Origin of the sequence: Streptomyces cellostaticus (assembly GCF_001513965.1) — a bacterium.
In the GTDB taxonomy this organism is placed as follows: Bacteria; Actinomycetota; Actinomycetes; order Streptomycetales; family Streptomycetaceae; genus Streptomyces; species Streptomyces cellostaticus.
In genome coordinates this window covers 50,674-74,650 of the sequence record NZ_KQ948023.1, presented here as the reverse complement: position 1 = coordinate 74,650, position 23,977 = coordinate 50,674, and the positions used below count along the sequence as shown (strand labels likewise).

At 69.5% G+C, this 23,977-nt stretch carries 23 protein-coding genes, 1 tRNA gene and 1 pseudogene; 11 read left to right on the top strand and 14 right to left on the bottom strand.

Going from position 1 to position 23,977, the window contains the following annotated elements:
* Positions 1 to 6 precede the first annotated feature (6 nt).
* Genes AQI88_RS18725 through AQI88_RS18710 form a run of 5 tightly spaced genes read left to right on the top strand, consistent with a single transcriptional unit; the run spans position 7 to position 3,405 of the window.
* On the top strand, positions 7 to 696 hold the full coding sequence (locus AQI88_RS18725) for a class E sortase (protein WP_067000294.1): 690 nt from the start codon (positions 7 to 9) through the stop codon (positions 694 to 696).
* A gap of 52 nt (positions 697 to 748) precedes the next feature.
* Positions 749 to 910, top strand: a complete 162-nt coding sequence (locus AQI88_RS43225) for a hypothetical protein (protein WP_208615828.1) — start codon at positions 749 to 751, stop codon at positions 908 to 910.
* Entirely contained in the window at positions 907 to 1,545 is a 639-nt protein-coding gene (locus AQI88_RS18720; protein ID WP_067000291.1) for an aminodeoxychorismate/anthranilate synthase component II, read from the top strand. The genes AQI88_RS43225 and AQI88_RS18720 overlap by 4 nt, the downstream gene beginning before the upstream one ends.
* Complete coding sequence (locus AQI88_RS18715) at positions 1,542 to 2,639, top strand: class E sortase (RefSeq protein ID WP_067000287.1); 1,098 nt, start codon at positions 1,542 to 1,544, stop codon at positions 2,637 to 2,639. Before AQI88_RS18720 ends, AQI88_RS18715 begins: the two co-directional genes overlap by 4 nt.
* A 13-nt stretch (positions 2,640 to 2,652) precedes the next feature.
* The gene (locus AQI88_RS18710; protein WP_067000284.1) at positions 2,653 to 3,405 is read left to right on the top strand and encodes a class E sortase; all 753 of its coding nucleotides are present in this window, start codon (positions 2,653 to 2,655) and stop codon (positions 3,403 to 3,405) included.
* Between the two features lie 96 nt (positions 3,406 to 3,501).
* Here AQI88_RS18710 and AQI88_RS18705 read toward each other — a convergent pair whose 3' ends face one another.
* The 8 genes from AQI88_RS18705 to AQI88_RS18675 all read right to left on the bottom strand — a co-directional run bounded on the left by AQI88_RS18705 (position 3,502) and on the right by AQI88_RS18675 (position 14,035).
* The gene (locus AQI88_RS18705) at positions 3,502 to 4,551 is read right to left on the bottom strand and encodes a restriction endonuclease (RefSeq protein ID WP_067000281.1); all 1,050 of its coding nucleotides are present in this window, start codon (positions 4,549 to 4,551) and stop codon (positions 3,502 to 3,504) included.
* A gap of 210 nt (positions 4,552 to 4,761) precedes the next feature.
* Entirely contained in the window at positions 4,762 to 5,109 is a 348-nt protein-coding gene (locus AQI88_RS43220; RefSeq protein WP_079057652.1) for a peptidase inhibitor family I36 protein, read from the bottom strand.
* 738 nt (positions 5,110 to 5,847) lie between these two features.
* Positions 5,848 to 7,845 (bottom strand): Stk1 family PASTA domain-containing Ser/Thr kinase, encoded by a 1,998-nt coding sequence (gene pknB / locus AQI88_RS18700; RefSeq protein WP_067000278.1) that lies wholly within the window; start codon positions 7,843 to 7,845, stop codon positions 5,848 to 5,850.
* A gap of 169 nt (positions 7,846 to 8,014) precedes the next feature.
* The gene (locus AQI88_RS18695) at positions 8,015 to 9,493 is read right to left on the bottom strand and encodes a peptidoglycan D,D-transpeptidase FtsI family protein (RefSeq protein ID WP_067000275.1); all 1,479 of its coding nucleotides are present in this window, start codon (positions 9,491 to 9,493) and stop codon (positions 8,015 to 8,017) included.
* Positions 9,490 to 10,938, bottom strand: coding sequence for an FtsW/RodA/SpoVE family cell cycle protein (locus AQI88_RS18690; protein WP_067000272.1), 1,449 nt, complete (start codon positions 10,936 to 10,938; stop codon positions 9,490 to 9,492). The genes AQI88_RS18695 and AQI88_RS18690 overlap by 4 nt, the downstream gene beginning before the upstream one ends.
* 27 nt (positions 10,939 to 10,965) lie before the next feature.
* On the bottom strand, positions 10,966 to 12,525 hold the full coding sequence (locus AQI88_RS18685) for a Stp1/IreP family PP2C-type Ser/Thr phosphatase (protein WP_079057671.1): 1,560 nt from the start codon (positions 12,523 to 12,525) through the stop codon (positions 10,966 to 10,968).
* 132 nt (positions 12,526 to 12,657) lie between these two features.
* Positions 12,658 to 13,176 carry an FHA domain-containing protein FhaB/FipA gene (locus AQI88_RS18680; RefSeq protein WP_067000267.1) on the bottom strand — a complete coding sequence of 173 codons (519 nt, stop codon included), beginning with the start codon at positions 13,174 to 13,176 and terminating at the stop codon, positions 12,658 to 12,660.
* 10 nt (positions 13,177 to 13,186) lie between these two features.
* A complete protein-coding gene (locus AQI88_RS18675; protein WP_067000264.1) occupies positions 13,187 to 14,035 on the bottom strand; it encodes an FhaA domain-containing protein in 849 nt (282 codons plus the stop codon).
* A gap of 387 nt (positions 14,036 to 14,422) precedes the next feature.
* Between AQI88_RS18675 and AQI88_RS18670 the strand changes: the two genes are divergently transcribed.
* The 6 genes and pseudogenes from AQI88_RS18670 to AQI88_RS18645 all read left to right on the top strand — a co-directional run bounded on the left by AQI88_RS18670 (position 14,423) and on the right by AQI88_RS18645 (position 18,738).
* Positions 14,423 to 14,506: transfer RNA gene (locus AQI88_RS18670), tRNA-Leu, on the top strand.
* 377 nt (positions 14,507 to 14,883) lie between these two features.
* A pseudogene (locus AQI88_RS18665) lies at positions 14,884 to 15,325 on the top strand (LuxR C-terminal-related transcriptional regulator); the annotation flags it as partial.
* Positions 15,326 to 15,555: 230 nt separating this feature from the next.
* Positions 15,556 to 16,980 carry a DUF2252 domain-containing protein gene (locus AQI88_RS18660; RefSeq protein WP_067000261.1) on the top strand — a complete coding sequence of 475 codons (1,425 nt, stop codon included), beginning with the start codon at positions 15,556 to 15,558 and terminating at the stop codon, positions 16,978 to 16,980.
* A gap of 40 nt (positions 16,981 to 17,020) precedes the next feature.
* Positions 17,021 to 17,497, top strand: coding sequence for a hypothetical protein (locus AQI88_RS18655; protein ID WP_067000258.1), 477 nt, complete (start codon positions 17,021 to 17,023; stop codon positions 17,495 to 17,497).
* A 49-nt stretch (positions 17,498 to 17,546) separates the two neighbouring features.
* Entirely contained in the window at positions 17,547 to 18,359 is an 813-nt protein-coding gene (locus AQI88_RS18650) for a hypothetical protein (protein WP_067000255.1), read from the top strand.
* A gap of 49 nt (positions 18,360 to 18,408) precedes the next feature.
* Entirely contained in the window at positions 18,409 to 18,738 is a 330-nt protein-coding gene (locus tag AQI88_RS18645) for a rhodanese-like domain-containing protein (RefSeq protein WP_067000252.1), read from the top strand.
* 17 nt (positions 18,739 to 18,755) lie between these two features.
* Here AQI88_RS18645 and AQI88_RS18640 read toward each other — a convergent pair whose 3' ends face one another.
* From AQI88_RS18640 to paaA, 6 genes are all read right to left on the bottom strand, one after another.
* The gene (locus AQI88_RS18640) at positions 18,756 to 19,889 is read right to left on the bottom strand and encodes an acyl-CoA dehydrogenase family protein (RefSeq protein WP_067000249.1); all 1,134 of its coding nucleotides are present in this window, start codon (positions 19,887 to 19,889) and stop codon (positions 18,756 to 18,758) included.
* Positions 19,890 to 20,117: 228 nt separating this feature from the next.
* The gene (locus AQI88_RS18635) at positions 20,118 to 21,182 is read right to left on the bottom strand and encodes a 2Fe-2S iron-sulfur cluster-binding protein (RefSeq protein ID WP_067000247.1); all 1,065 of its coding nucleotides are present in this window, start codon (positions 21,180 to 21,182) and stop codon (positions 20,118 to 20,120) included.
* The gene (paaD, locus tag AQI88_RS18630; RefSeq protein WP_067000244.1) at positions 21,182 to 21,709 is read right to left on the bottom strand and encodes a 1,2-phenylacetyl-CoA epoxidase subunit PaaD; all 528 of its coding nucleotides are present in this window, start codon (positions 21,707 to 21,709) and stop codon (positions 21,182 to 21,184) included. Before paaD ends, AQI88_RS18635 begins: the two co-directional genes overlap by 1 nt.
* A complete protein-coding gene (gene paaC / locus AQI88_RS18625) occupies positions 21,703 to 22,422 on the bottom strand; it encodes a 1,2-phenylacetyl-CoA epoxidase subunit PaaC (RefSeq protein ID WP_067000241.1) in 720 nt (239 codons plus the stop codon). The genes paaD and paaC overlap by 7 nt, the downstream gene beginning before the upstream one ends.
* Positions 22,419 to 22,706, bottom strand: a complete 288-nt coding sequence (gene paaB / locus AQI88_RS18620) for a 1,2-phenylacetyl-CoA epoxidase subunit PaaB (RefSeq protein ID WP_067000238.1) — start codon at positions 22,704 to 22,706, stop codon at positions 22,419 to 22,421. Before paaB ends, paaC begins: the two co-directional genes overlap by 4 nt.
* Entirely contained in the window at positions 22,703 to 23,722 is a 1,020-nt protein-coding gene (gene paaA / locus AQI88_RS18615; protein WP_067000235.1) for a 1,2-phenylacetyl-CoA epoxidase subunit PaaA, read from the bottom strand. Before paaA ends, paaB begins: the two co-directional genes overlap by 4 nt.
* Positions 23,723 to 23,977 lie beyond the last annotated feature (255 nt).

Genomic DNA, 23,977 nt, shown 5'->3' with positions numbered 1-23,977 from the left:
CCGCCGGTGCGCGTGATCGTCAGGACCGTCAGCGAACTGTGCATCACCGTCGGCACCCTGATCGTGCTCTTCGTCGTCTACGTGCTGTTCTGGACGGGCGTGCAGGCCGACAGCGTCATGAGCGACCAGATCGACCAGCTGCACGAGCAGTGGTCGAAGGGCAGCGCAGGGGCCACGGCAGGGAGCACCGGGGCCTCGGCGGGCGCGCCGAAGCCGGCCGCGTACCACTACGGCAAGGCCTTCGCGATCATGTACATCCCGCGGCTCGGTTTCACGTGGAACAAGCCGGTGCTGGAGGGCACCGGCACGGACGTGCTGAAGAAGGGCCTCGCCCACTACGCCGGGACGGCCCGCCTCGGCCAGGAGGGCAACTTCGCGGTCGCCGGCCACCGGCGCACCTACGGCGATCCCTTCAAGGACTTCCCGCGGCTGCGGCCGGGCGATGCGGTGGTGCTCACCGACGGAACCACCTGGTTCACGTATCGGATCGACAAAGGGCCCTACAAAACCGTTCCGACCGACGTTGAGGTGATCGACCCTGTGCCACGTACGTCGGGATACACACGTCCGGGCCGGTATCTGACGCTGACCACGTGCGATCCCGAATGGGGGCACAGTCACCGGCTGATCGTCTGGGCGCACCTGGACTCCACACAGCCTGTGGAGGCAGGCGAACCGAAGGCTCTGCGCCGCTAGTCTGGTGCGGTACGGCGTGAGTCAGGTGCCGTGGGGATACGGAAGGAACGGCATGTACGGCTGGATCTGGCGGCATCTGCCGGGGAACGCGTGGGTGAGGGCGCTCCTCTCACTCCTACTGATCCTGGCCGTGGTCTACGTCCTGTTCCAGTACGTCTTCCCGTGGGCCGAGCCGCTGCTGCCCTTCAACGATGTGACGGTGGACAACCAGTGAGTGCGCGGATTCTCGTCGTCGACAACTACGACAGCTTCGTCTTCAACCTCGTCCAGTACCTGTACCAGCTGGGTGCCGAGTGCGAGGTGCTGCGCAACGACGAGGTGTCGACGGCGCACGCCCAGGACGGCTTCGACGGCGTGCTGCTCTCGCCCGGCCCGGGTACGCCGGAGGAGGCGGGCGTGTGCGTGGACATGGTCCGGCACTGCGCCTCGACCGGAGTGCCGGTCTTCGGGGTCTGCCTCGGCATGCAGTCGATGCAGGTGGCGTACGGCGGTGTGGTCGACCGGGCGCCCGAACTGCTGCACGGCAAGACCTCCCTGGTGGAGCACGAGGGCAAGGGTGTCTTCGCCGGGCTGCCTTCTCCCTTCACGGCGACCCGCTACCACTCGCTGGCCGCCGAGCCGGCCACCGTCCCGCCGGAGCTGGAGGTCACGGCCCGCACGCACGACGGCATCATCATGGGCCTGCGCCACCGTGAACTCCCGGTCGAGGGCGTGCAGTTCCATCCCGAGTCGGTGCTGACCGAGCACGGGCACCGGATGCTGGCCAACTGGCTGGTGGAGTGCGGCGACCAGGGTGCCGTGGCGAGGTCGGCGGGGCTCGCCCCGGTGGTGGGCAGGGCCACGGCGTGACCGCGCTGCGCCCCGAGCGCAAGGACTTGTACGGCGAGAGACCGTACGAGTCCTACGGCCCTGCGCCGTACGCGAGCGCGGGCGAAGCTCCCACGGCGCACATGCCCACGGTCCCGCCGACGGACGAGCAAGCGACCACGCTGCTGCCGTCGGCGGACGAGGAGACGATGGCGCTGCGGGTCCCCGATCCGCCGCTGGGCCCCCAGAGGGAGCCCATACGCGCCTCTGGAGCCACTTCGGCGTCTTCCTCACCTGGAGCCACACCGGGCGGCCGTGCGGCCCGCAGAAAGGCCGCCAAGCGGCGCGGCGGACGCCATGGCGGCGGGCGGGAGCCGGCGGGTCCGCCGGACACCTCGCCGGCGTCCGAGCCGCGGCGGCCGCTCTCCCGTGTCGAGGCCCGGCGTCAGGCGCGGCTGCGCAAGCCGGGCCCGGGCGTCATCGCGAGCCGGGCGATCGGTGAGGTGTTCATCACCACCGGCGTGCTGATGCTGCTGTTCGTCACCTACCAGCTGTGGTGGACGAACGTCCGCGCGCATGCGCAGGCGGGCAGCGAGACACATCAGCTGCAGGACGACTGGGCGAGCGGCAAGCGGGCGCCGGGGGTGTTCGAGCCGGGGCAGGGCTTCGCCATCCTGCACATCCCCACGCTGGACGTGGTGGCGCCGATCGCGGAGGGCGTCAGCAACAAGCAGGTGCTCGACAAGGGCATGGTCGGGCACTACGGCGAGGGCGCGCTGAAGACGGCGATGCCGAGTGCCAGGACGGGCAACTTCGGACTGGCCGCGCACCGCAACACGCACGGTGAGCCGTTCCGGTACATCAACAAGCTCAAGCCCGGCGACGCGGTCGTGGTCGAGACACAGGACACGTACTTCGTGTACAAGGTGACCTCGACGCTGCCGGTGACCCCGCCGTCCAACACCGGTGTGCTCAACCCGATCCCCAGGGGCTCCGGTTTCACCGAGCCGGGCCGCTACATCACCCTCACCACCTGTACGCCGGAGTTCACCAGCAAGTACCGGTTGATCGTCTGGGGCAAGATGGTCGAGGATCGCCCGCGCAGCAAGGGCAAACCGGACGCGCTCATCGAGTAGGGGCTAAGAAACAGTGGCAGCGACCGCCGACGACACCGAAGAGCACACGGACACGTCCGGCGCCGGGCCCGGCCCGCACCGCCGGCGCCCCGGCCGGATCGCCATGGCGGTCAGCGTCTTCGGTGAACTCCTGATCACGGTGGGCCTGTTGCTCGCCCTGTTCGTCGTCTACTCCCTGTGGTGGACGAACGTGATAGCGGACCGCAAGGCGAACAAGGAAGCCGACAAGGTCCGCGAGCACTGGGCCCACGCCGCCGACGCGGGTCCCGGCGCGCTGGACACCAAGGACGGCATCGGCTTCCTGCACGTCCCGGCGATGAAGAACGGCGAGGTCCTGGTCGAGAAGGGCACGGGCACCGATGTCCTGAACGACGGCGTGGCCGGCTACTACACGGACCCGGTCAAGGCGGCCCTCCCCATAACGGGCAAGGACGGCAACTTCGCCCTCGCCGCCCACCGCGACGGCCACGGCGCGAAGTTCCACAACATCGACAAGCTGAAGATGGGCGACCCGATCGTCTTCGAGACGAGGGACGACTGGTACGTCTACAAGGTGTACTCGATCCTCCCCGAGACCTCGAAGTACAACGTCAAGGTGCTGACGTCGGTCCCCAAGGAGTCCGGCAAGAAGGAGCCGGGCCACTACATCACGCTGACGACGTGCACGCCGGTCTACACGAGCGAGTACCGGTACGTGGTGTGGGGCGAGCTGGTCCGCGTGGAGAAGGTGGACAGCAAGCGGACTCTGCCGAAGGAGCTGCGGTGACTGAGCTCTTTGCGGGAGCTCAGCCACCTAGCATGGCGAAGGCCCGAAGCCGCAACTTGCTCTTGCGGCTTCGGGCCTTTTTGCGTCAGGCCGTACCTACTCCAGGATCTTCAGCGGTTCCCCTGCGCTCCACTCCTCCAGCACCCCACGGTGTACGGCGGTGATCCCGCCCTCGGCGGCGATGTGCAGGGCCTCAGGGGTGAAGGGGCACGTCGCGACGAAGAGCGCCACGTCCGCGGAGTACAGCACCTTGGCCGCCCCGACGAACTTCTGGACGTCGGGGCTGGTGATGGAGAGGTAGGGCGCGAACCTTTTGCACTGGACGACGAGGCGCCGCCCGTCGGCCGTGAGCCCGATGATGTCGACGCCCCGGTCTCCGTGCCCGCCCTGTACGACGACGTTGGTGCAGCCGTCGCGGCGCAGCAGTTTGGCGATGTGCTGCTCGAACGTGCGGCCGTTCATGGCATCCATGGCGGCCATGACCCCGATGGCGGGCCGGTCGTCTCGCGTCCCTTCGAGCCTCTGCAGCCGTGCGTGGTGCTGATGGAGCCGGCGCTCGATGCGCTGGACTCCCGCCCGCAGGGCGATCAGCTCCTTGCGGTGTTCGCCCGAGGTTTCGATCAGGGCGTTGAACATCGGCACGACGGTCTTGCCGAGGATGTGGGTGATGCGCTGGTCGATGCGGTCGTCGAGGGAGACGGCGTCCGGTTGCGCTGGACTTTCCATGGGCTGGGTCCGTGCCAGGTGCTCCATGTCGAGCAGGTACGTGCGTACCTGGCGTGCGACCTCGCTGTCGCGGAGGAGCATGGCGACGTTGAGGATGGCTCGACGGGAGTAGAGAGTCAGGCTCGATCGAGGCTGTGGATAACTTCCCGGATAGCGTGACAAGACGTCACGCTTAAATTCTGCGAGGTCACGGCCCTGGAGCGTCACCATGCCGTTGCAGGTGAGCTCTTCGCGGTGCCGTGCCTTGAGCTGCCGGATCGCCTCTACGGTGACTCCGAAGTACGCCGCCACCATCGCCGTCGTCACATGCATCCCGTCCGGCAGCAGCGACAGTGCCTTGACTCTGTCGAGTACGTCAGTCCGCTCCAGCACGCTGTCGCGCAGGGTCTTCGATTCCAGCAGCGCCGATTCGTTGATCACGTTCTGCCCCTTCGGCTTGTGTCGTGGCCGTACAGCCAGGGCAGAGGCTCGATACCCCACCCCACCCGTCAACGACTCGTGACATGCGAAGACACGATCGACAGGGGCACTGCAGTACAGCCACCGCGCGAAGTTCCACAAAGTGGAAGCCCGGAGCTGTCAACGACTCCGGGCTTCCATTTTGATGGTTCCTGCGAACTTCCTTAAATATCAGGAAATCCGTTTGTAGCTATACACTGCCCAACCCGTTTCGCCGTCGAGGTTGATGAAGTCCCAAGATGAGTCGTAATATTTCTTGGATGCGCAATTCTTGTCGGGGTAGTAACGCACCTCTATGTTGGTGTTGTGCTTCGTTGAACGGACCCTGTTGTTCAGATAGCACAAATTCTTGAGCAGGCCCGACGAATACTTGTGGCCCGTGTAGTTCTTCCCTGTCCAGGTGCACATCTCAGGCAGCGTGCATGACGGGGATGCAGCATAGGCAGAATTCGGGACGCTAACCAGCAATATGCTTGAGAATGTGCTGGCGAGCAGTGCGGTGGCTAGCTTCTTATTCATTCTTCTCCCTGGTCAAGGGCTCTTCCCCGCGGTTCCTCTAGGAACTGATGCTCAGTGTCATAAATGATCGAAAGCGTGTCAAGATTTATCGATTATGCGGGCGACATGATCTCGCCAACTTCAAGAATGCCTAAAATGTGATATTTGCCCGATATGGTCTTGTTGAGCTTGTTTCAATCTTGATGCAGTGGCTGTTCTGCTCTGCAGTGATCGGCGGCAAGTAGTGGTGCAGATCTCAGTCCGGTACCTCAAAACGTTGGAGGACCTCGAGAGATGGCATCGGGCAAGACCGGTGCGGTCGCTTGGAGCCGGATGCTGCTCGGTGGGGAAGGTGTGGATGGCGGTCACGGTGCTGGCATGGCGGCGACATCTAGACCGGTCAGAGGCAGCCTGCGAAGTGTCCAGAACCGAGTCGTGCCTGAATCGCGGTAGTCATGCCCCGTGCGCCAGGGGGGCTTGATTGGACGGACAAAGCTGATGATCGGAGTGTGTACTGGCGGATTGGACGGGCTGCGCATTTCCTATTTGCCCTGGCCGAACTTATTCTTCGGCGTCAGGACTTCTCGGTGGCGCAGCTTGAGGGAGATAGAAAGGCTGCGGCGGAGATCCCTAATCCGCTGCTGTCCCTGTCGCATGACGGAAGGCAAGCTGACGACCAGCTTCGCTGGCCGTCAGGGTGGCCATAAGGCGGAACCCGGCCCCGGGAAGGGGGCCGGGCAGGGCTGGTAGAGGCGAGTGTCAGCCGTTGGTGCCACCGAAGAGGGTGCCGCCGTCGTTGCCGCCGTTGTTCCCGTTGCCGCCCTGGCCGATGGTGACCAGGTCGACCGGCGAGCCCGTCTGGACCGCGCTGCCCTGGCCCGGGTTGGACGAGAAGACGATGGCGTTGTCGTCCTGCGAGCCCGTGATGTTGCCGACCTGCAGGCCGGCCTGCTGCAGCATGGCCTTGGCGTCCTTGAGCTTGCGGCCCTGGATGTTCGGCACCTGCGTCTGCTGCTGGCCCTGGGCCTTGCCGACGTTGATCACGATGGGCGTGTTCTTGGAGAGCTGCTGGCCCGCTGCCGGGTTGGTCGAGATGACCTTGCCGTCCTGGTTGGGGTCGTTGGTCGGCGTGTCGGCGCAGTTCGGTGCCAGGCCCAGGTTCTGCAGCTCGGCCTTCGCGTCGTCGCAGGACTTGCCGACGAGGTCGCCGGGAACCGTGACCTTCTCCTCGGCCTTGGCGACCGTGAGGGTGATCTTGGAGCCCTTCTGGACCTCCGTGCCCAGCACCGGGTCCTGCTTCAGGACGGTGCCTGCCTGCTCTGGGGACACCTCTTCCTTTTTCACGACGTCGAACTGGTATTTGTCGCTCCCGAGCGTCGCCTCGGCGTCGGCGAAGCTCTTGCCGACGACGCTCGGCACCACGACCTTGGGCGCGCCGGTCGACACCACCAGGTTGATCGTGTCGCCCTTCTTGACGTCCGCGCCCGGCTTGGGGTCCTGGGAGCAGACGTTGCCCTTGGGCTGGGCGGCGCACGGCTTGCGCGTGGGCTGTGCCAGTTTCAGGTCCGAGTTCTCGGCCATCTTCTGGGCGGTGGTGTAGCTGTTGCCGACGAAGTTCGGGGCCGAGATGGTCCCGTCCGTGTTCTTCGCGCTGACCACCCACTTCCCGATCAGGATCGCGCCGACCAGGACCAGGAGGCCGGCGACGACGAGGAGGATCGTGGAGGTGGTGTTCTTCTTCTGCGGGCGGCGCCGGTCGGTGCGGTCGTCGTAGCCGTAGCCGCCGTCGTCCGGGTTCATCGGCGGGAGCATGGTCGTCGCTCCCGCGCCGGCGTCCGGACGCAGCGCCGTCGTCGGCTGGTCGTCGGGGTAGCCGCCGTAGCCCACCGTGCCCATCGCGGCCGTCGCCGCGACCGGCTGGCCGTCGAGGCAGGCCTCGATGTCGGCGCGCATCTCGTCGGCCGACTGGTAGCGGTAGTTCGGGTCCTTGACCAGCGCCTTCAGGACGATGGCGTCCATTTCGGGGGTGATCTCGGGGTCGAAGACGCTGGGCGCCTGCGGTTCCTCGCGCACGTGCTGGTAAGCGACCGCCACGGGGGAGTCGCCGACGAACGGCGGGCGTACCGTCAGCAGCTCGTAGAGGAGGCAGCCCGTCGAATACAGGTCCGAGCGGGCGTCGACCTGCTCGCCCTTCGCCTGCTCCGGGGACAGGTACTGGGCCGTGCCGATCACCGCGGCCGTCTGGGTCATGGTCATGCCGGAGTCGCCCATCGCGCGGGCGATACCGAAGTCCATCACCTTGACCTGACCGTTGCGGGTCAGCATGACGTTCGCCGGCTTGATGTCACGGTGGACGATGCCGCTGCGGTGGGCGTACTCCAGGCCCTGGAGGATGCCGATGGTCATCTCCATCGCGCGCTCGGGCAGGAGCTTGCGGCCGGAGTGGAGCAGTTCACGGAGCGTGGAGCCGTCTACGTACTCCATGACGATGTACGGGATCGAAACCCCGTCGATGTAGTCCTCGCCCGTGTCGTAAACAGCGACGATCGCGGGATGGTTGAGCGAGGCGGCCGACTGGGCCTCCCGGCGGAAGCGGGCCTGGAAGGACGGATCACGCGCGAGGTCCGCGCGCAGCGTCTTCACTGCCACGGTGCGGCCGAGCCGGGTGTCATGCGCGAGGTAGACCTCCGCCATGCCACCACGGCCGAGCACCTGGCCCAGCTCGTACCGGCCGCCGAGGCGACGCGGCTCTTCCATAGCTACCTACCAGCCCTCTCCGTCGGTCCCGGCCGCCGTGTGCGTGCGGCCGGAGGCTGCCGTCCGGGCCTACCGTACCCGGCTCGCTGTGTGTGACCTGGCCAAGCCCGTAACCCGATACAGGACCGGTATCGCAACGTGCAGCGATGTGAAGGGGACGTGTGCAGGGTCACTTTTTGGCGTCGATGACCGCCTTCATGACGTCCTTCGCGATCGGCGCGGCCAGGCCGCCACCGGAGATGTCGTCGCGGTTCGCGCTCTCGTCCTCGATCACCACGGCCACGGCGACCGGCGAGCTGCCGTCGCTGAGCTTGGCGAAGGAGATGAACCACGCGTACGGGTTCGCACTGTTCGCCACACCGTGCTGGGCGGTACCGGTCTTGCCGCCGACCGTGACGCCGCCGCCGATCTGCGCGTTGGTGCCGGTGCCCTTCTCGACGACCGTCTCCATCATCTGCTGGAGGATCTGCGCGTTCTGCGTGGAGAGCGGCTGGCTCAGCTCCTGCGGCTTGGTCTGCTCGATGACGTCCAGATTGTGGGTACTCAGCTCGCTGACCATGTACGGCTTCATCAGCTTGCCGTCGTTGGCGACCGCCGAGGCGACCATGGCCATCTGCAGCGGGGTGGCCGCGGTGTTGTACTGGCCGATGGAGGACAGCGCGGTCTGCGACTGGTTCATGCCGGAGGAGAAGACCGAGGCGTTGGAGCGGATCGGGGTGAACTGCTCGGCGGCGAAGCCGAACTTCTTCGCCTCGGCCAGCATCTTGTCGTTGCCGAGGTCGGAGCCGATCTTGCCGAAGACGGTGTTGCAGGAGTACTGCAGCGCGACCCGCATGGTCGCGTTCTTGCAGGGGATGCTGCCCTCGTTCTTCAGCTGGGTGGTGGTGCCCGGCATGGTCCACGGCAGCGGCGAGTCGGTCGGCTGGTCGGCCGAGGTGTACTTGCCGTTCTCCAGCGCGGCCGCCGCGGTGACCACCTTGAAGGTGGAGCCCGGCGGGTAGGTCTCGCGCAGCGCCCGGTTCTGCATCGGGTCAGCGGGGTTGTTGTTCTTCTGCAGGCTGTTCCAGGCCTTGGCGTCCTTGTTGGTGTTGCCCGCGAAGGACGAGGGGTCGTACGACGGGTAGGAGGCCAGCGCGAGGATCTTGCCGGTGGACGGCTCGAGCGCGACCACGGCGCCCTTGCCGCCCCTTTCCTTGAGGCCGTTGTACGCCGCCTTCTGCGCGGCCGCGTTGAGCGTGGTGACGACGTTGCCGCCCTGCTTCTGCTTGCCCGTGATCATGTCGAGGGTGTTGCGGAAGAAGAGCCGGTCGTCGTTGCCGGTGAGGATGCCGTCGTTGATCTTCTCGAGCTGGCTGCCGTCGAAGGCCTGCGAGGAGTAGCCGGTGACCGGTGCCCACATGGGCCCGTTCTTGTAGGTGCGCTTGTACTTGAAGTCGCCGTTCTTGGCCACGACGGACCCGGTTATGGGTTCGCCGTCGACGATGATGTCGCCCCGCGGGTTCGCGTACCGCTCGATGGCGACCCGGCGGTTCTCCGTCTGGGTGCGCAGCTCGTCGGCCTTGACGTACTGGAGCCAGTTGTCACGGATCAGCAGGGCCAGGACGAGGAGTCCGCAGAAGATCGCGATCCGGCGCAGGGGCTTGTTCATGACGGGCGGACCACCTGGGTCATCTCGGCGTCGGGGTTGCTGGCGGGCGTGGGCGCGGGGCGGCGGGCGGTGTCGCTGATGCGGATCAGGATGCCGATCAGCGCCCAGTTGGCGAGCACGGAAGAACCGCCGTACGCGACGAACGGCAGCGTCATACCGGTGAGCGGGATGAGGCCCATCACACCGCCGGCCACGACGAACACCTGCAGCGCGAAGGCGCCGGACAGTCCGATGGCGAGCAGCTTGCCGAACGGGTCGCGGGCGGCGAGGGCGGTGCGCACGCCGCGCTCCACGATCAGGCCGTAGATCAGCAGGATCGCCATGACGCCTGCCAGGCCCAGCTCCTCGCCGAAGGTGGCGAGGACGAAGTCGGAGTTGGCGGCGAACTTGATCAGGTCCGAGTGGCCCTGGCCGAGGCCGGTGCCGAGGGTGCCGCCGGAGCCGAAGGCCCACAGGGCCTGCTGCAGCTGGTCGGAGTGGAGGATGCCGTCGTGGGTGATCTGGCGGCTGAGCTTGTACTCGCGCATCGGGTTGAGCCAGGCCTGCACACGGGTCTGGATGTGCGGCTCGAAGCTCGCCACACCGACGGCGCCGACCGCGGACATCAGCAGACCGAAGACGATCCAGCTGGTCCGCTCGGTGGCGACGTACAGCATGATCACGAACATGCCGAAGAACAGCAGCGACGTACCGAGGTCGGTCTCGAAGACCAGGATCAGGATCGAGATCGCCCAGACGACCAGAATGGGGCCGAGGTCGCGGCCGCGCGGCAGGTAGAGGCCCATGAAGCGGCGGCTGGCGAGGGCGAGTGCGTCGCGCTTCACCATCAGGTAGCCGGCGAAGAAGACGGCGAGGACGATCTTCGCGAACTCTCCGGGCTGGAGCGTGCCCAGGCCGGGGACCCGGATCCAGATCTTGGCGCCGAAAACGTCGGCGCCGAGGCCCGGCACCAGCGGCAGCAGGAGCAGGACCAGGGCGGCGAACATGGAGATGTACGTGTAGCGCTGCAGGACGCGGTGGTCCTTGAGGAAGATCAGCACGGCGACGAACATGGCGATGCCCAGCGCGGTGTACAGCAGCTGTCGGGGCGCGGCCGGGGCGAAGTTGGGCAGCGACTGGAGCAGCTTCGACTGGTCGAGGCGGTAGATGATGACGAGCCCGAGCCCGTTGAGCAGGGTGGCCAGCGGCAGCAGCAGCGGGTCGGCGTACGGGGCGAACTTCCGCACGCCGAGATGGCCGACGCCGGCCATCAGACCGAGGCCCAGGCCGTAGCTCAGCAGGCCCGCGGGCACCTGGTCGTTGATGGCCAGGCCCACGTTGGCGTAGGCGAACACCGGGATGACCACGGCGAAGACCAGCAGGGCCAGCTCGGTGTTGCGGCGGCTCGGCGCGCCGATCGCGCCGATCGTGGACGTGTGGTGCGTCGAATTCGTAGTACTGCTCATCGTGTGACAGGGCCTCTCACGGCTTGCCTACTGCTTGCCGCACTGATCGACGACCTTCTGCTCATTCTCGGAGAGGCTCGGGCCGGGGTGGGGCGTGGCGGTCGTGGACGGGGTCGAGGGCTTCGACGGCTTCGAGGGGGACGTCGAAGAGGACGCCGAGCCCGACGGGTTGGGCGTCGGTGATGCCTTGGACGTGAAGGAGGCGCGGGTGGTTCCCGTGGTCCCTCCGGCCTCGCCCTGGCCCGTCTTGGCGTTCTTCTGGCTCTCGGCGGCCGTGCGCTCCGCCTGCTTCCTGCACGCCGAAGCCTGCAGGGCCAGTGCCTCGATCTTCGTCTGGGCCTGCTGCAGACCACCTGCGGCGATCGTGTTCTTGACCTGCTTCTGCTGGTAGGGCGGCAGGTACTTGAGTTCGATCTCGGGGTGGTCCTTCTCCACCTTCGACAGCGACACCCAGGCCAGGTCCTGGCTGATGCCGCGGTACAGCGCGACGTGCTCGCCGCTGGCGCCGACGTAGTACTGCGTCTGCGTCCAGCGGTAACCGCCGTACAGGCCGCCGCCGATCACCGCCAGGGCGAGGCCGCCGTACAGCGATCTCTTCAGCCACGCGCGGTTCTTGCGCGGCTTGACGAAGTCGTCGTCGGTGTAGTCGCCGAAGCTGCCGGCGGGGACGTAGCCGGTGGTGTCGCCGGAGCCGGGCGGGCCGAACTCGCCGCCGCCGGCCCGGTGGCCCTGGCGGCCGAGGTGGGAGGCGCGGCCGGCCGGGGTCTGCATGATGCCGTTGTCGTGCAGATGGTGCTGGTTCTCGGCGACGGCGCCGACCACGACCGGGGTGTCGGACAGCTGTGCGGCGAGGGTGTCACCGGTGTCCAGGTCGAGGACGTCGGCGACGATCACCGTGATGTTGTCGGGGCCGCCGCCGCGCAGCGCGAGCTGGATCAGCTCCTGCACGGTCTCCTGCGGGCCCTGGTAGCTGGCGAGGGTCTCCTCGATCGTCTGGTGGGAGACGACGGCGGACAGACCGTCGGAGCAGATCAGATAGCGGTCGCCAGCCCGCACCTCGCGGATGGACAGGTCGGGCTCGACGTGGTCGCCGCTGCCGAGGGCGCGCATCAGCAGGGAGCGCTGCGGGTGGGTGGTGGCCTCTTCCTCGGTGATCCGGCCCTCGTCGACGAGCCGCTGCACCCAGGTGTGGTCCTGGGTGATCTGCGTGAGCACGCCGTCACGGAGCAGATAGGCGCGCGAGTCGCCGACGTGCACGAGACCGAGCCGCTGGCCGGTCCACAGCAGGGCGGTGAGGGTGGTGCCCATGCCCTCCAGCTGCGGGTCCTCTTCCACCATCGCGCGCAGCTGGTCGTTGGCGCGCTGCACGGCGGTGCCGAGGGAGGTGAGGATGTCGGAGCCGGGCACGTCGTCGTCGAGCGTGACCAGGGTGGAGATGACCTCGGAGGAGGCGACCTCGCCGGCCGCCTGGCCGCCCATGCCGTCGGCGATGGCGAGCAGGCGCGGACCGGCGTAACCGGAGTCCTCGTTGCCTTCCCGGATCATGCCTTTGTGCGATCCGGCGGCGAAGCGCAGTGACAGACTCATGCGCACCTCGCCCGTCGGTTCCGGGTACAGCCGGTCGTGTCGAGCCACACTGCCCACCCTCCGGTCGGGAGCGCGCCGGAGACCGGGGTGCGGCCTGCCGCTGCGTGCTCGCTCCGCTCGCTCATTGTCGTACTACTTCCGCAGCTCGATGACGGTCTTGCCGATGCGGATCGGCGCGCCCAGCGGGATCGGTGTGGGAGTCGTCAGCCGGGAACGGTCCAGGTAGGTGCCGTTGGTGGAGCCGAGATCCTCGACGATCCACTGGCCGTCGCGGTCCGGGTAGATCCTGGCATGGCGACTGGAGGCGTAGTCGTCGTCCAGCACGATCGTGGAGTCGTGCGCCCGGCCCAGGGAGATGGTCTGGCCCTGCAGCGCGACGGTGGTACCGGTCAGTGTGCCTTCGGTCACGACCAGTTTGGTGGGGGCGTTACGGCCGCGCCGGCCGCCACCGCCCTGCTGGCCGCGCTGCTGCGGCGGCGCGGGCTGCTGCCGGGCCGCCTGCTGCGGGCGCGCGGCCTCCCTACGCGATCCGCGCTGGGTGACGCGCGTACCGAACAGGTCGCTCCGGATGACCTGCACGGCCACGATCACGAACAGCCACAGTACGGCCAGGAAACCCAGCCGCATGACCGTGAGGGTCAGCTCTGACATTGCCCCCGCTTCACCCTTCGGCTTGCCGGTAAATGATGGTGCTGCTGCCCACGACGATCCGCGAGCCGTCGCGGAGCGTAGCGCGGGTGGTGTGCTGCCCGTCCACCACGATGCCGTTGGTGGAGCCGAGATCCTGGATCGTCGAGGGCGTTCCGGTCCGGATCTCGCAGTGCCGGCGCGAGACGCCGGGGTCGTCGATCCGCACGTCGGCGTCGGTGCTGCGGCCCAGCACCAGCGTCGGGCGGGAGATCTGGTGGCGGGTGCCGTTGATCTCGATCCAGTAGCGGGTGCGTCCGCCGCTCGCCGGGGCGGCAGCAGGCCGCTGGGCGGCGGGCTGCGGGTAGCCGGGGCGGGCGCCGGGCGGCGGCGCGGAAGGCATCGGGGGCGCTCCTGCGGGAGCGGCGGGCGGGTAGCCGTAGCCGCCGGGGGCGCCCTGGCCGGGCCGGCCGGACGGTGCCGCGGGGGCGGCGCCCTGCTGGTCGGCGGAGGAGGCGAGGGTGCGCGAGCGCACCCGGTACAGACCGGTGTCGAGGTCGTCCGCCTTCTCCAGGTTGACCTTGATCGGGCCCATGAAGGTGTAGCGCTGCTGCTTGGCGTAGTCGCGCACCATGCCGGCCAGCTCGTCGCCGAGCTGCCCGGAGTAGGGGCTGAGCCGCTCGAAGTCCGGGGTGCTCAGCTCCACGATGAAGTCGTTGGGGACCACGGTGCGGTCGCGGTTCCAGATGGTGGCGTTGTTGTCGCACTCCCGCTGGAGTGCACCGGCGATCTCGACCGGCTGGACCTCGGACTTGAAGACCTTGGCGAAGGTGCCGTTGACCAGACCTTCGAGACGCTGCTCGAACTTCTTCAGGACTCCCATGGGGCACCTCCTCCATCGCTGCCGCTGTGTCTTGCCCTGCTCTGTGCCGCTGTCTTGCCTGGTACTGCTTACTGATCGTATCTACGCGCCCGGCAATCAGCCGGTTCCCCCAGCGGCTCCCCTTCGAACTCTTCCTGGCATGGATCGTAGAGGCGGTCGAAGACCAGTGTCCCGCACCTGGCTGTGGACCCGGTCCGCCTCCTGGGGAGATGAGCGGGACCGGTACGAGGTTGATACGTGAACAGGGACTGGCTGATACGTGGGTGGGTAGGCGTGGGGCCCCCGGCGGCCGGTAAGGGATGTGAACCCACCCCGTACGACGTGCTAATGTTCTGGATGTCGGAAGGGGCCAGCCCGAAAGGGCCGAAGCCGGAAGACACACCCAATGCGCGGGTGGCGGAATAGGCAGACGCGCTGGATTCAGGTTCCAGTGCCCGCAAGGGCGTGGGGGTTCAACTCCCCCCTCGCGCACACAGAGGCTACGGGCCCATCGTGAAGACGATGGGCCCGTAGTCGTTTTGGCATGTCTCTTTTGTGAGGAAGGTCTCAGGGGATACGGCGGCGCAGCGCGCGTGCGGCCGGGACGGTGGCGGCGGTCACGGCGAGCACCGTGCAGGCGGCGACGGTGCCGCCGATCTCCGGCCGAGCGGTGCGCGGGCCGGTGCGGACAGCGGGCTCGCCGCGCTCACCGGGCTCGCCGACCAGGTGTCGGTGCTCGATGGCACACCCTCCCTGTCCAGCCCGGTGGGCGGACCGACCCTGCTGTGTGTGGAGTTCCCTTGCCGGCCTGGCCAGCCCCGGGATCAGGCCGGACGCTCCGCGTAGTCCTTGCCGAGGACAGCGTGCCGCTGCGGGCGGGCCTGACCGGGCTGCTCGGCCGGATCGGGCACCAGGTGGCCGCCGCACGCCGCCGTCCGCCGGCCCCCACTGCGCGTGCTGCTCCTCAGCCAGTACGTGCAGCGCGCCCACGCCTCCGACCTACTGGACTCCGGCGACGGCACCGGCGTCGGCTGTCTGCTCAAGGACCGGGTCGGCCAGGTCGAGGAGTTCATGGCCGCGCTGGACGAGGTCGCCTCCGGCGGCACGGTCGACGACCCCGAAGACGTACGGCAGTTGCTGCGCTGCCGCCGCGACCCGCTGGAGCGGCTCACCCCGCGCGAGCGGGAGGTGCCGGCGCCGGTCCCTGAGGGCAGGTCGAACGCGGCCATCGCCCGCCAACTGGTGGTCTCCGAGGCGGCCGTCGGCAAGCACATCGGGAACATCCTGACCAAGCTCGACCTGCCGCCTGCCGCCTGCCGCCTGCCGCCTGCCGCCTGCCGCCTGCCGAGGAGACGCTCCGGCGGTGCTTGCGTTTCTGCGGGCGTGAGGCTGCGGCCACGCGGTCCCGCGGCGTGGAGTTTTCCACAGATGCCGAGTTGTCCACAGGGTATGACGTCCTTCCGGCACCGGCTGTACCGTCTGCACGAGTCGATGTTCGAGTCGATCTTCGTGCGAGCGGGTGTTCGGGGGAGGCGGTCGCGGTGACCGAGGCTGGTGTGGAAGCGGCGGAGCAGGCGGTGGCGCCCAGACTGCCCCGGGTGCGCGGGTTCGCCCACTGGCCGCCGCCGGGCTCGCCCAAGGAAGAGGGCAAGGCACTCAGGACCAGCGTGCCGCGCAGTGCGCACAGCACCCTCGACCTGGACGGCTCCCGCCCCGACGCGATCAGCGCGGTGGAGGAGTCCAACGCCGGCCGCATCCCCGAGCTGACACCGATACGGGTCGGCCGGATGGCCGCCACCCCCTTCGCCTTCCTGCGCGGTTCGGCCGGGCTCATGGCGTACGACCTGGCGCGCACCCCCATGACCAGGATCGGCACCCAGCTGTGCGGCGACGCGCACGCGGCCAACTTCGGTCTGTACGGCGACCCCCGCGGCGGCCTCGTCATCGACCTCAACGACTTCGACGAGACGGTGCACGGCCCCTGGGAGTGGGACCTCAAGCGGCTCGCAGCCTCGCTGGTGCTGGCCGGGCGGGAGGCGGGCGCCGACGAGGACACCTGCCGCAAGGCCGCCCAGGACGCGGCCGGCGCCTACCGGCGCACCATGCGGCTGCTGGCCAAGCTGTCGGTGCTGGACGCCTGGAACGCCATCGCGGACGAGGAACTGGTCTCCCACACCGACGCCCACGACCTGCTCGGCACGCTGGAACGGGTCTCGGAGAAGGCCCGCGCCAACACCAGCGGCCGGTTCGCGGCGAAGTCCACCGAGGAGGCGGCGGGCGGCGGACGGCGCTTCGTCGACGCGCCGCCGGTGCTGCGCCGGATACCGGACGCCGAGGCAGCCGCCGTGGCCGCCTCCCTGGAGCCGTACGTGGCGACGCTCTCCGAGGACCGGCTGCCCCTGCTGTCCCGGCACGCCGTGCATGACGTGGCCTTCCGGGTCGTCGGCACGGGCAGCGTGGGCACACGGTCGTACGTCGTGCTGCTCCTCGACCACCGCGGGCAGCCCCTGGTGCTCCAGGTGAAGGAGGCCCGCCCGTCCGCGCTGGTCCCGCACCTGGCCACGGCCGGGTTCGAGGCACCGCCGGTGGCGCACGAGGGACAGCGGGTGGTCCTCGGCCAGAAGCGGATGCAGGTGGTCAGCGACATCCTGCTGGGCTGGACGACGGTCGACGGGCGGCCGTTCCAGGTGCGCCAGTTCCGCAACCGCAAGGGCAGCGTCGACCCGGCCGCGCTCGCCGCCGACCAGATCGACGACTACGGCCGCATGACCGGCGCCCTGCTGGCCCGCGCCCACACCCACAGCGCGGACCCGCGCCTGCTCGCCGGCTACTGCGGCAAGAGCGAGGAGCTGGACGAGGCGATAGCCGGCTTCGCCCTCGCCTACGCCGACCGCACCGAGGCGGACCACGCGCACCTGGTGGCGGGGGTGCGGTCGGGCCGGATCGCGGCCGAGACGGGGGTGTGAGGGCGGGTGCCGGCAGGGCGAGGGCAGAGGCGGTGCTGAGGTGAAGTACGTCGAACTGACCGGCGGCGAAGGCGAGGAATCGGGGTTCATCGACCCCCGGCCCTACCTCGACCGGCTGCCCGGACTCGCAGCCGAACTGCCGCCGGGCGCCCGCGCGTTCGCCACCGACCCCGGACACTACGACTTCGGCGGCAAACGGTGCGTGAAGGACCTCCAGCCCGAGCAGGTGCGCCGCACCGGCGACGGTGACCTCGAGATCCGCTTCAGGCACAACTGCTTCAAGCACGACGAGGACCTGCTCGTCCGCTACACGGGCGTCTCCCGTTTCCAGTCGGACGTCCTGGACGTCTGCGATCCGGCCTCCCTCGGCGACGTGATCCTCGACGAGATCCTTCCGCACCCCGGCGGCTGCACCCACGAGCTGGCCTGCCGGCCCGGCACCCTCGTGGTCGCCTGCCGGGACCTGGAGGCCGAGTGGATACCCGCCGACTGCCCGGACGCGCGGCCGGCCGGCTGAGCCGGGCCGCCCCGGGCGCCGGGTACCCGCCGTGGCCTACGCTGGTCGCGTGACGACCCCGGAAGCCGATCAGTCCCAGGCACCGCGGCCCGAGGAACGGCTGGAGCAGGCCGTACGGGCCGCCGAGCAGGCGTTGATCGAGTACGAGATCGCCGTGGAGACGTTCCGGGTCGAGGTCGAGAACTTCTCCCGGCTGCACGAGCAGAAGCTCGGCCCGCTCTACGCCCGCATCGAAGAACTGGACGCGCAGATCGCCGAGGCGCAGGCCGCCCGCACCGGCGACCCCGAGGACATCCGCCGCGCCGAGGAGGCCCGCGCCCGCGTGCTGCCGATCCCCGGCGTCGAGGAGCTGCTGCACGGCTGGATGGACGGGAACGGCCTGTTCCCGGAGTCCGCCGCAATGCTCACCGACCAGGCGGTACGGCCCCCCGAGCGGGTGCGGCCCAGCGACGAGGCCCGCAGGCTCTACCGCGAGCTGGCCCGAAAAGCGCACCCCGACCTCGCACAGGAGGAGGACGAGCGCCGGCGCCGCGAGGAGTTCATCACCCGGGTCAACGCGGCCTACGCCCGCGGCGACGAGACACTGCTCAAGGAACTGGCCGAGGAATGGGCGGCGGGCCCGGTCCCGCCCGAGCGGCGCCCGAGCCCCGCCGAGGAGCTCTACGCCCGCCTCGAATGGCTCGCCCAGCGCAAGGAACTGCTCACGCTGGTCGCCCGCGAACTGGAGGAGGGCGCGATCGCCGGCATGCTGCGCCTGGCCCCGGACGACCCCGACGCCCTGCTCGAAGAGATCGCCGGCCGGCTGCGCGCCGACATCGAGCAGCGGGAGGCCGAGCTGGCGGGCCTGCTCGGGCACGGGTGAACCAGGCCGCCTGTCAGGTAGCGTCGGAGACATGCAATTCGGATCTGGTGTGCCCACGGTCGAGGTCGCGGACCTCAAGGACGACGACTTCCTGCTGGACGTCCGCGAGGACGACGAGTGGGAGGCGGGTCACGCTGCAGCGGCGCTGCACATCCCCATGAGCGAGTTCGTGGCCCGGTACGGCGAGCTGACCGAGGCCGCCCCGCAGGACGGCCGGGTCAACGTGATCTGCCGCTCCGGCGGCCGCTCGGCCCAGGTCACGATGTACCTGGCCCAGCAGGGCATCGACGCCGCGAACGTGGCCGGCGGCATGCAGGCCTGGGAGGCCGCAGGCCGGCCAGTGGTCACCGACGCCGGGGCGCCGGGCGCGATCGTCTAGCCCCGCCGGGGGCGCGGTCAGCTGAGCGGGTACGCCGCCAGCAGATCCCCGAGCGTCTCCTCGTACGCCGCCGCCGGGCCGAGCGCCAGCTCCAGGTGCTTGGCCCAGGCGTGGTAGCGGTGCAGCGGATAGTCGGTGTCCGCGCCGAACCCGCCGTGCAGATGCTGGGCCGTCTGCACGACGCGACGCACGCCCTCCGCGGCCCAGATCTTCGCCACGGCGACATCACCCGCGGCGGGCAGCGCCCCCGGTGCGCCCGAGGCGATCCGCCAGGCCGCCTGCCAGAGAGTGGCCTCCATGGCGCGCAGATCGATGTACCGGTCCGCGGCCTGGACGGCGACCGCCTGGAAGGTCGCGATCGGGTACCCGAACTGCTCCCGCTTGCCGGTGTACTCGCCGGTCATCCTCAGGACGCGCTCGCCCAGGCCGAGCGCCAGCGCACAGGTGCCGGTGGCCAGCAGCGCACGCAGCCACTCCCAGGCGCCCTCGGCCTCGATGACGTCGCCCGCCGCGATCCGCGCGGAGTGCAGGCGCAGCTCGGCCAGCCGCTCCCCACTGGTGGAGACCTGCTCGGCGAGCACCAGCCCCTCCTGCTCGCGCGGCACCAGCGCGAGCACGGCCCGGGAGGCGCCGGTGTGCGCGGGGACGAGGACGAAGTCCGCGTCGTACGCCCACGGCACCGCCGTCTGCACCCCGTCCAGCACCCATGCCTGCCCGTCCCGCCGTGCGGTGACGGCGAGTTCTGCCGCGTCGTGACCGGTCCGGCCGTGCGCGGCGACGGTCAGCACCGGCTCGCCCCGCCCCGCCCGGGCCAGGAACCGCTCGCCCAGTTCCTTGCCGCCGTAGGCCTGTACGGTCGCCGCGGCCGCGCTGTGCTCCAGCAGCGGCACCCGGGCGAGCACCTTCGCGCACTCGCGCAGCACCAGGCACAGCGCGATGGCGTCCAGGCCGGCCCCGCCGTACCGCTCGTCCAGCAGCAGGCCGATCAGGTCCGCGCCGGCCAGCCGGGACCACAGCTCCCGGTCGAAGCCCTCGGCCACGGCGCCGGTGGTGAGTGCCGGACTCGGCACCGCGTCCGGCGCCACCCCGGCGAACACCCCCCGTGCCGCCTCGGCCGCCGCCAACTGCTCCTCGGTGAAGGTGAAGTCCACGGCCTGTCCTTCCGGGGTTCGGTTGCCCGACGGGTCGCTCGACGGTTCGTCGGGCGGTTCGTCAGGCGTTCGTCTGACGGGCCGTCAAGATAGAACAGGTTCTAGGAGAAGGGAACGGGGAGGAGGGGGTGGTGTCTTCGGGGGCGCTTCTCGAGATCGCCTCTGGGGGTCCCCTCCCCCCTCCCTCCCCTCCCCCCAGCCCCACCCCGCCCGCCACCGAGGCAAGCCTCAGCGGTCGAAGTCCAGCTCCACCTTCTCCGTCACCGGATGTGACTGGCAGGCCAGCACATACCCGGCCTCGGTCTCCTCCGCCTCCAGCGCGAAGTTGCGGTCCATGCGCACCTCGCCCGCGACCAGGAAGGCCCGGCAGGTGCCGCACACTCCGCCCTTGCAGGCGTAGGGCGCGTCGGGCCGGTTACGCAGCACCGTCTCCAGCAGGGACTCGCCGTCCTGTACCGGCCAGGTGCCGCCGCGCCCGTCGAGCCGGGCGGTGACGGTGCTGTGCGCCGGCGCCGGGACGGCGGTGGCAGGGGCCGCACCCGCGTCCACGTGGAAGATCTCCTCGTGGATGTGGGCCCGGTTCACGCCCAGCTCGCGCAGGGCCTTCTCCGCGCCCTGGACCAGCCCCAGCGGCCCGCACAGGAACCATCCCGCCACTTGGTCCACCGGCAGCAGCGCGGGCAGCAGGGCTGTGAGCCGCTCCCGGTCGAGCCGCCCGGACGGCAGCCCCGCCTGCTGCTCCTCGCGGGAGAGCACGGTCACCAGCTGCAACCGCTGCGGGTAGCGGTCCTTCAGGTCGGCGACCTCCTCCAGGAACATCGTCGAGGCGGCCGTACGGTCGCTGCGTATCAGGCAGAACCGGGCCTCGGGCTCCCGCGCCAGCAGGGTGGAGGCGATCGACAGGACCGGGGTGATGCCGCTGCCGCCGACGATCGCCGCGTACAGACCCGGTGCCGGTTCGAGGGTGAAGCGTCCGGCCGGGGTCATCACCTCCAGCTCGTCGCCGACGGTGATCTCCTTCAGCGCGTACGTGGAGAAGGCTCCGCCCTCGACCAGCCGCACTCCCACCCGCAGGGTGCCCGGGCCCTCGCCGGCCGGGTCGGGGGCCGGGGAGCAGATCGAGTAGGTCCGCCGTATCTCGGTGCCGTCCGCGAGCCGCCGCAGGGCGAGGTGCTGGCCGGGCGAGTGCCGGTACTCCTCGCGCAGCTCGGGCGGGACGGTGAAGGTGAGCGCGACGGAGTCGTCGGTGAGCCGGTCGACCGCGGCCACCGGGAGCGGGTGGAAGCGTGCCATCACAACTCCTTGAAGTGGTCGAACGGTTCACGGCAGGACAGGCAGCGGCGCAGCGCCTTGCACGCGGTGGAGGAGAACCGGCTCAGCAGCTCGGTGTCCGCGGATCCGCAGTGCGGGCAGCGGACCGGGTCGGTGTCCTCGGCGAGCGTGCGGGTCGCCCCCAGGGTCAGGGGTATGGGCCCTGTGTCGTGACGCTCGCGTGGGGGAGCGATGCCGAACTCCTGGAGTTTGCGGCGGCCTTCGGCGGTGATGTCGTCGGTCGACCAGGCGGGGCTGAGCACCGTGCGGACGGTGACCTCGCGCATGCCGTGGGCGCGGAGCACCCGCTCGATGTCCGTGCTCATCGCCTCGATGGCGGGGCAGCCGGTGTAGGTCGGGGTCAGGTCGACCTCGACCGTGTCGGGGCCGCTGGCGTGTACCGCGCGCAGGACGCCCAGCTCCTGGAGTGTGAGCACGGGCAGTTCGGGGTCGGGCACCGAGCCGGCCAGCTCCAGCAGCTCCGCCTCCAGGGCGGTGGCCGTCACCATGACGCGCCCGGGTGGCTGCGGTGCAGGTGCTGCATCTCGGCGAGCATCCGCCCGAACGGCTCGGTGTGCAGGCCCTGCCGGCCGGCGCCCGCCGACCAGGCGCCCGAGCGTGGTCCCTCGGGCACGGTCAGGGTGGCGCGGCCGAGGACGTCCGTCATGGACTCCAGCCAACGGGTCTCCATGTCCGCCCAGTCGGCGTCCAGGCCCTCCACCGGCTGGAACATCTCGCCGGTGAACCGCCACAGCGCGTCGCACGCCTGCTGCATCCGCTCCTGGCTGAGCTCGGTTCCGTCGCCGAGCCGCAGCGTCCACTGCTCGGCATGGTCGCGGTGGTAGGCGACTTCCTTGACGGCCTTCGCGGCCAGTGGTGCGAACGGGCCGTCGCCCGCAGCCAGTTCGGTGTACAGCAGCTGCTGGTAGGTGGAGAAGTACAGCTGGCGGGCGATGGTGTGGGCGAAGTCGCCGTTCGGCTGCTCGACCAGCTGGAGGTTGCGGAAGGCCCGCTCCTCGCGCAGGTATGCCAGCTCGTCCTCGTCGCCGGCCATCGACAGCAGGACGCGGGCCTGGCCGAGCAGGTCGAGGGCGATGTTGGCGAGGGCGACCTCCTCCTCCAGGACGGGAGCGTGCCCGGCCCACTCGCCCAGGCGGTGGGAGAGCACCAGGGCGTCGTCGCCGAGGGCGAGCGCGGCGGTCGCGGGGGCGGTCGCGGTCACAGGTGCTTCACCCCTTCCGGGATCTCGTAGAAGGTCGGGTGCCGGTAGGGCTTGTCGGCGGCCGGTTCGAAGAAGGGGTCCTTCTCGTCCGGTGAGGAGGCGGTGATCGCGGTGGCCGGGACGACCCAGATCGAGACGCCTTCGCCGCGCCGGGTGTACAGGTCGCGGGCGTTGCGCAGGGCCAGTTCCGCGTCCGGTGCGTGCAGGCTGCCGGCGTGGGTGTGGGAGAGGCCGCGGCGGGAGCGCACGAAGACCTCCCACAGGGGCCAGTCGGTGTTCGTCATGCTCGTGTTTCTCCCGTCCCACCGGTGGTGCCGGTGTGCTTGGCCGCGTATGCCGCGGCCGCCTCCCGTACCCATGCGCCCTCGTCGTGTGCGCGCCTGCGCTGGGTGATCCGCTGCTCGTTGCACGGGCCGTTGCCCTTGAGGACCTCCCAGAACTCCGTCCAGTCGATCGCGCCGAAGTCGTGGTGTCCCTGCTCCTCGTTCCACTGCAGGTCCGGGTCGGGGAGGGTCAGGCCCAGGGACTCGGCCTGGGGGACGCAGATGTCGACGAAGCGCTGGCGCAGCTCGTCGTTCGAGTGGCGCTTGATCTTCCACTCCATCGACTGCGCGGAGTGCTGGGACTCGTCGTCCGGCGGGCCGAACATCATCAGCGAGGGCCACCACCAGCGGTTCACCGCGTCCTGGGCCATCGCGTGCTGCTCCGGGGTGCCGTTGCTGAGGGCCAGCAGCAGTTCGTAGCCCTGGCGCTGGTGGAAGGACTCCTCTTTGCAGATCCGCACCATTGCGCGCGCGTAGGGGCCGTAGGAGCAGCGGCACAGGGGGACCTGGTTGGTGATTGCGGCGCCGTCCACCAGCCAGCCGATCGCGCCGACGTCGGCCCAGGTCAGCGTCGGGTAGTTGAAGATCGAGGAGTACTTCTGGCGGCCGCTGTGCAGCTTGTCGAGCAGCTCGTCGCGGCCGGTGCCGAGGGTTTCGGCTGCGCTGTACAGGTACAGGCCGTGGCCGGCCTCGTCCTGGACCTTGGCCATCAGGATCGCCTTGCGGCGCAGGCTGGGCGCGCGGGTGATCCAGTTGGCCTCCGGCTGCATGCCGATGATCTCGGAGTGCGCGTGCTGGGCGATCTGCCGGACCAGCGTCGCGCGGTAGGCGTCGGGCATCCAGTCGCGTGGCTCGATGCGTTCGTCGGCGGCCACGGCCGTGTCGAAGGCGTGCTGGTACGCCGCCGTGTCGACGGCGGTGTCCGGTGCGCCGTCCGCCTTTGTGCGGGCCGTGCGGTGCGCGGCTGCTGTGGCCATGCGGTCCCCCTGACCTCGGGCTCTCCTTGAACACACTCCCGACCGATCGTTCGGTCCGTGCGTCATCAATGGTGTGCCGGGCCGCTGCGGGTGTCAACCGCTGTGGAAAACCCTGCGGTCAGCCTGTGGAAAACCGTGGTGCGGGCGGCGCGGCGTGGTGAGGGCCACTGGCCCGGGCCGTACCCGGGGCTGCGCCGAGAGGCCGGGGCTGAGTACCGTTCCGTGCGAGTGTCGAGGAGTGGCGCTCGGGAAGAA

Excerpts from the sequence above, each read along its gene's own strand:
- AQI88_RS18680 (WP_067000267.1), bottom strand. The coding sequence starts at position 13,176 with ATGTCAGAGCTGACCCTCACGGTCATGCGGCTGGGTTTCCTGGCCGTA.
- paaB (WP_067000238.1), bottom strand. The coding sequence starts at position 22,706 with ATGACGAACACCGACTGGCCCCTGTGGGAGGTCTTCGTGCGCTCCCGC.
- AQI88_RS43220 (WP_079057652.1), bottom strand. The coding sequence starts at position 5,109 with ATGAATAAGAAGCTAGCCACCGCACTGCTCGCCAGCACATTCTCAAGC.
- AQI88_RS18675 (WP_067000264.1), bottom strand. The coding sequence starts at position 14,035 with ATGGGAGTCCTGAAGAAGTTCGAGCAGCGTCTCGAAGGTCTGGTCAAC.
- AQI88_RS18690 (WP_067000272.1), bottom strand. The coding sequence starts at position 10,938 with ATGAGCAGTACTACGAATTCGACGCACCACACGTCCACGATCGGCGCG.
- AQI88_RS18635 (WP_067000247.1), bottom strand. The coding sequence starts at position 21,182 with ATGGCACGCTTCCACCCGCTCCCGGTGGCCGCGGTCGACCGGCTCACC.
- AQI88_RS18685 (WP_079057671.1), bottom strand. The coding sequence starts at position 12,525 with ATGAGTCTGTCACTGCGCTTCGCCGCCGGATCGCACAAAGGCATGATC.
- paaD (WP_067000244.1), bottom strand. The coding sequence starts at position 21,709 with ATGGTGACGGCCACCGCCCTGGAGGCGGAGCTGCTGGAGCTGGCCGGC.
- pknB (WP_067000278.1), bottom strand. The coding sequence starts at position 7,845 with ATGGAAGAGCCGCGTCGCCTCGGCGGCCGGTACGAGCTGGGCCAGGTG.
- AQI88_RS18695 (WP_067000275.1), bottom strand. The coding sequence starts at position 9,493 with ATGAACAAGCCCCTGCGCCGGATCGCGATCTTCTGCGGACTCCTCGTC.
- paaA (WP_067000235.1), bottom strand. The coding sequence starts at position 23,722 with ATGGCCACAGCAGCCGCGCACCGCACGGCCCGCACAAAGGCGGACGGC.
- AQI88_RS43225 (WP_208615828.1), top strand. The coding sequence starts at position 749 with ATGTACGGCTGGATCTGGCGGCATCTGCCGGGGAACGCGTGGGTGAGG.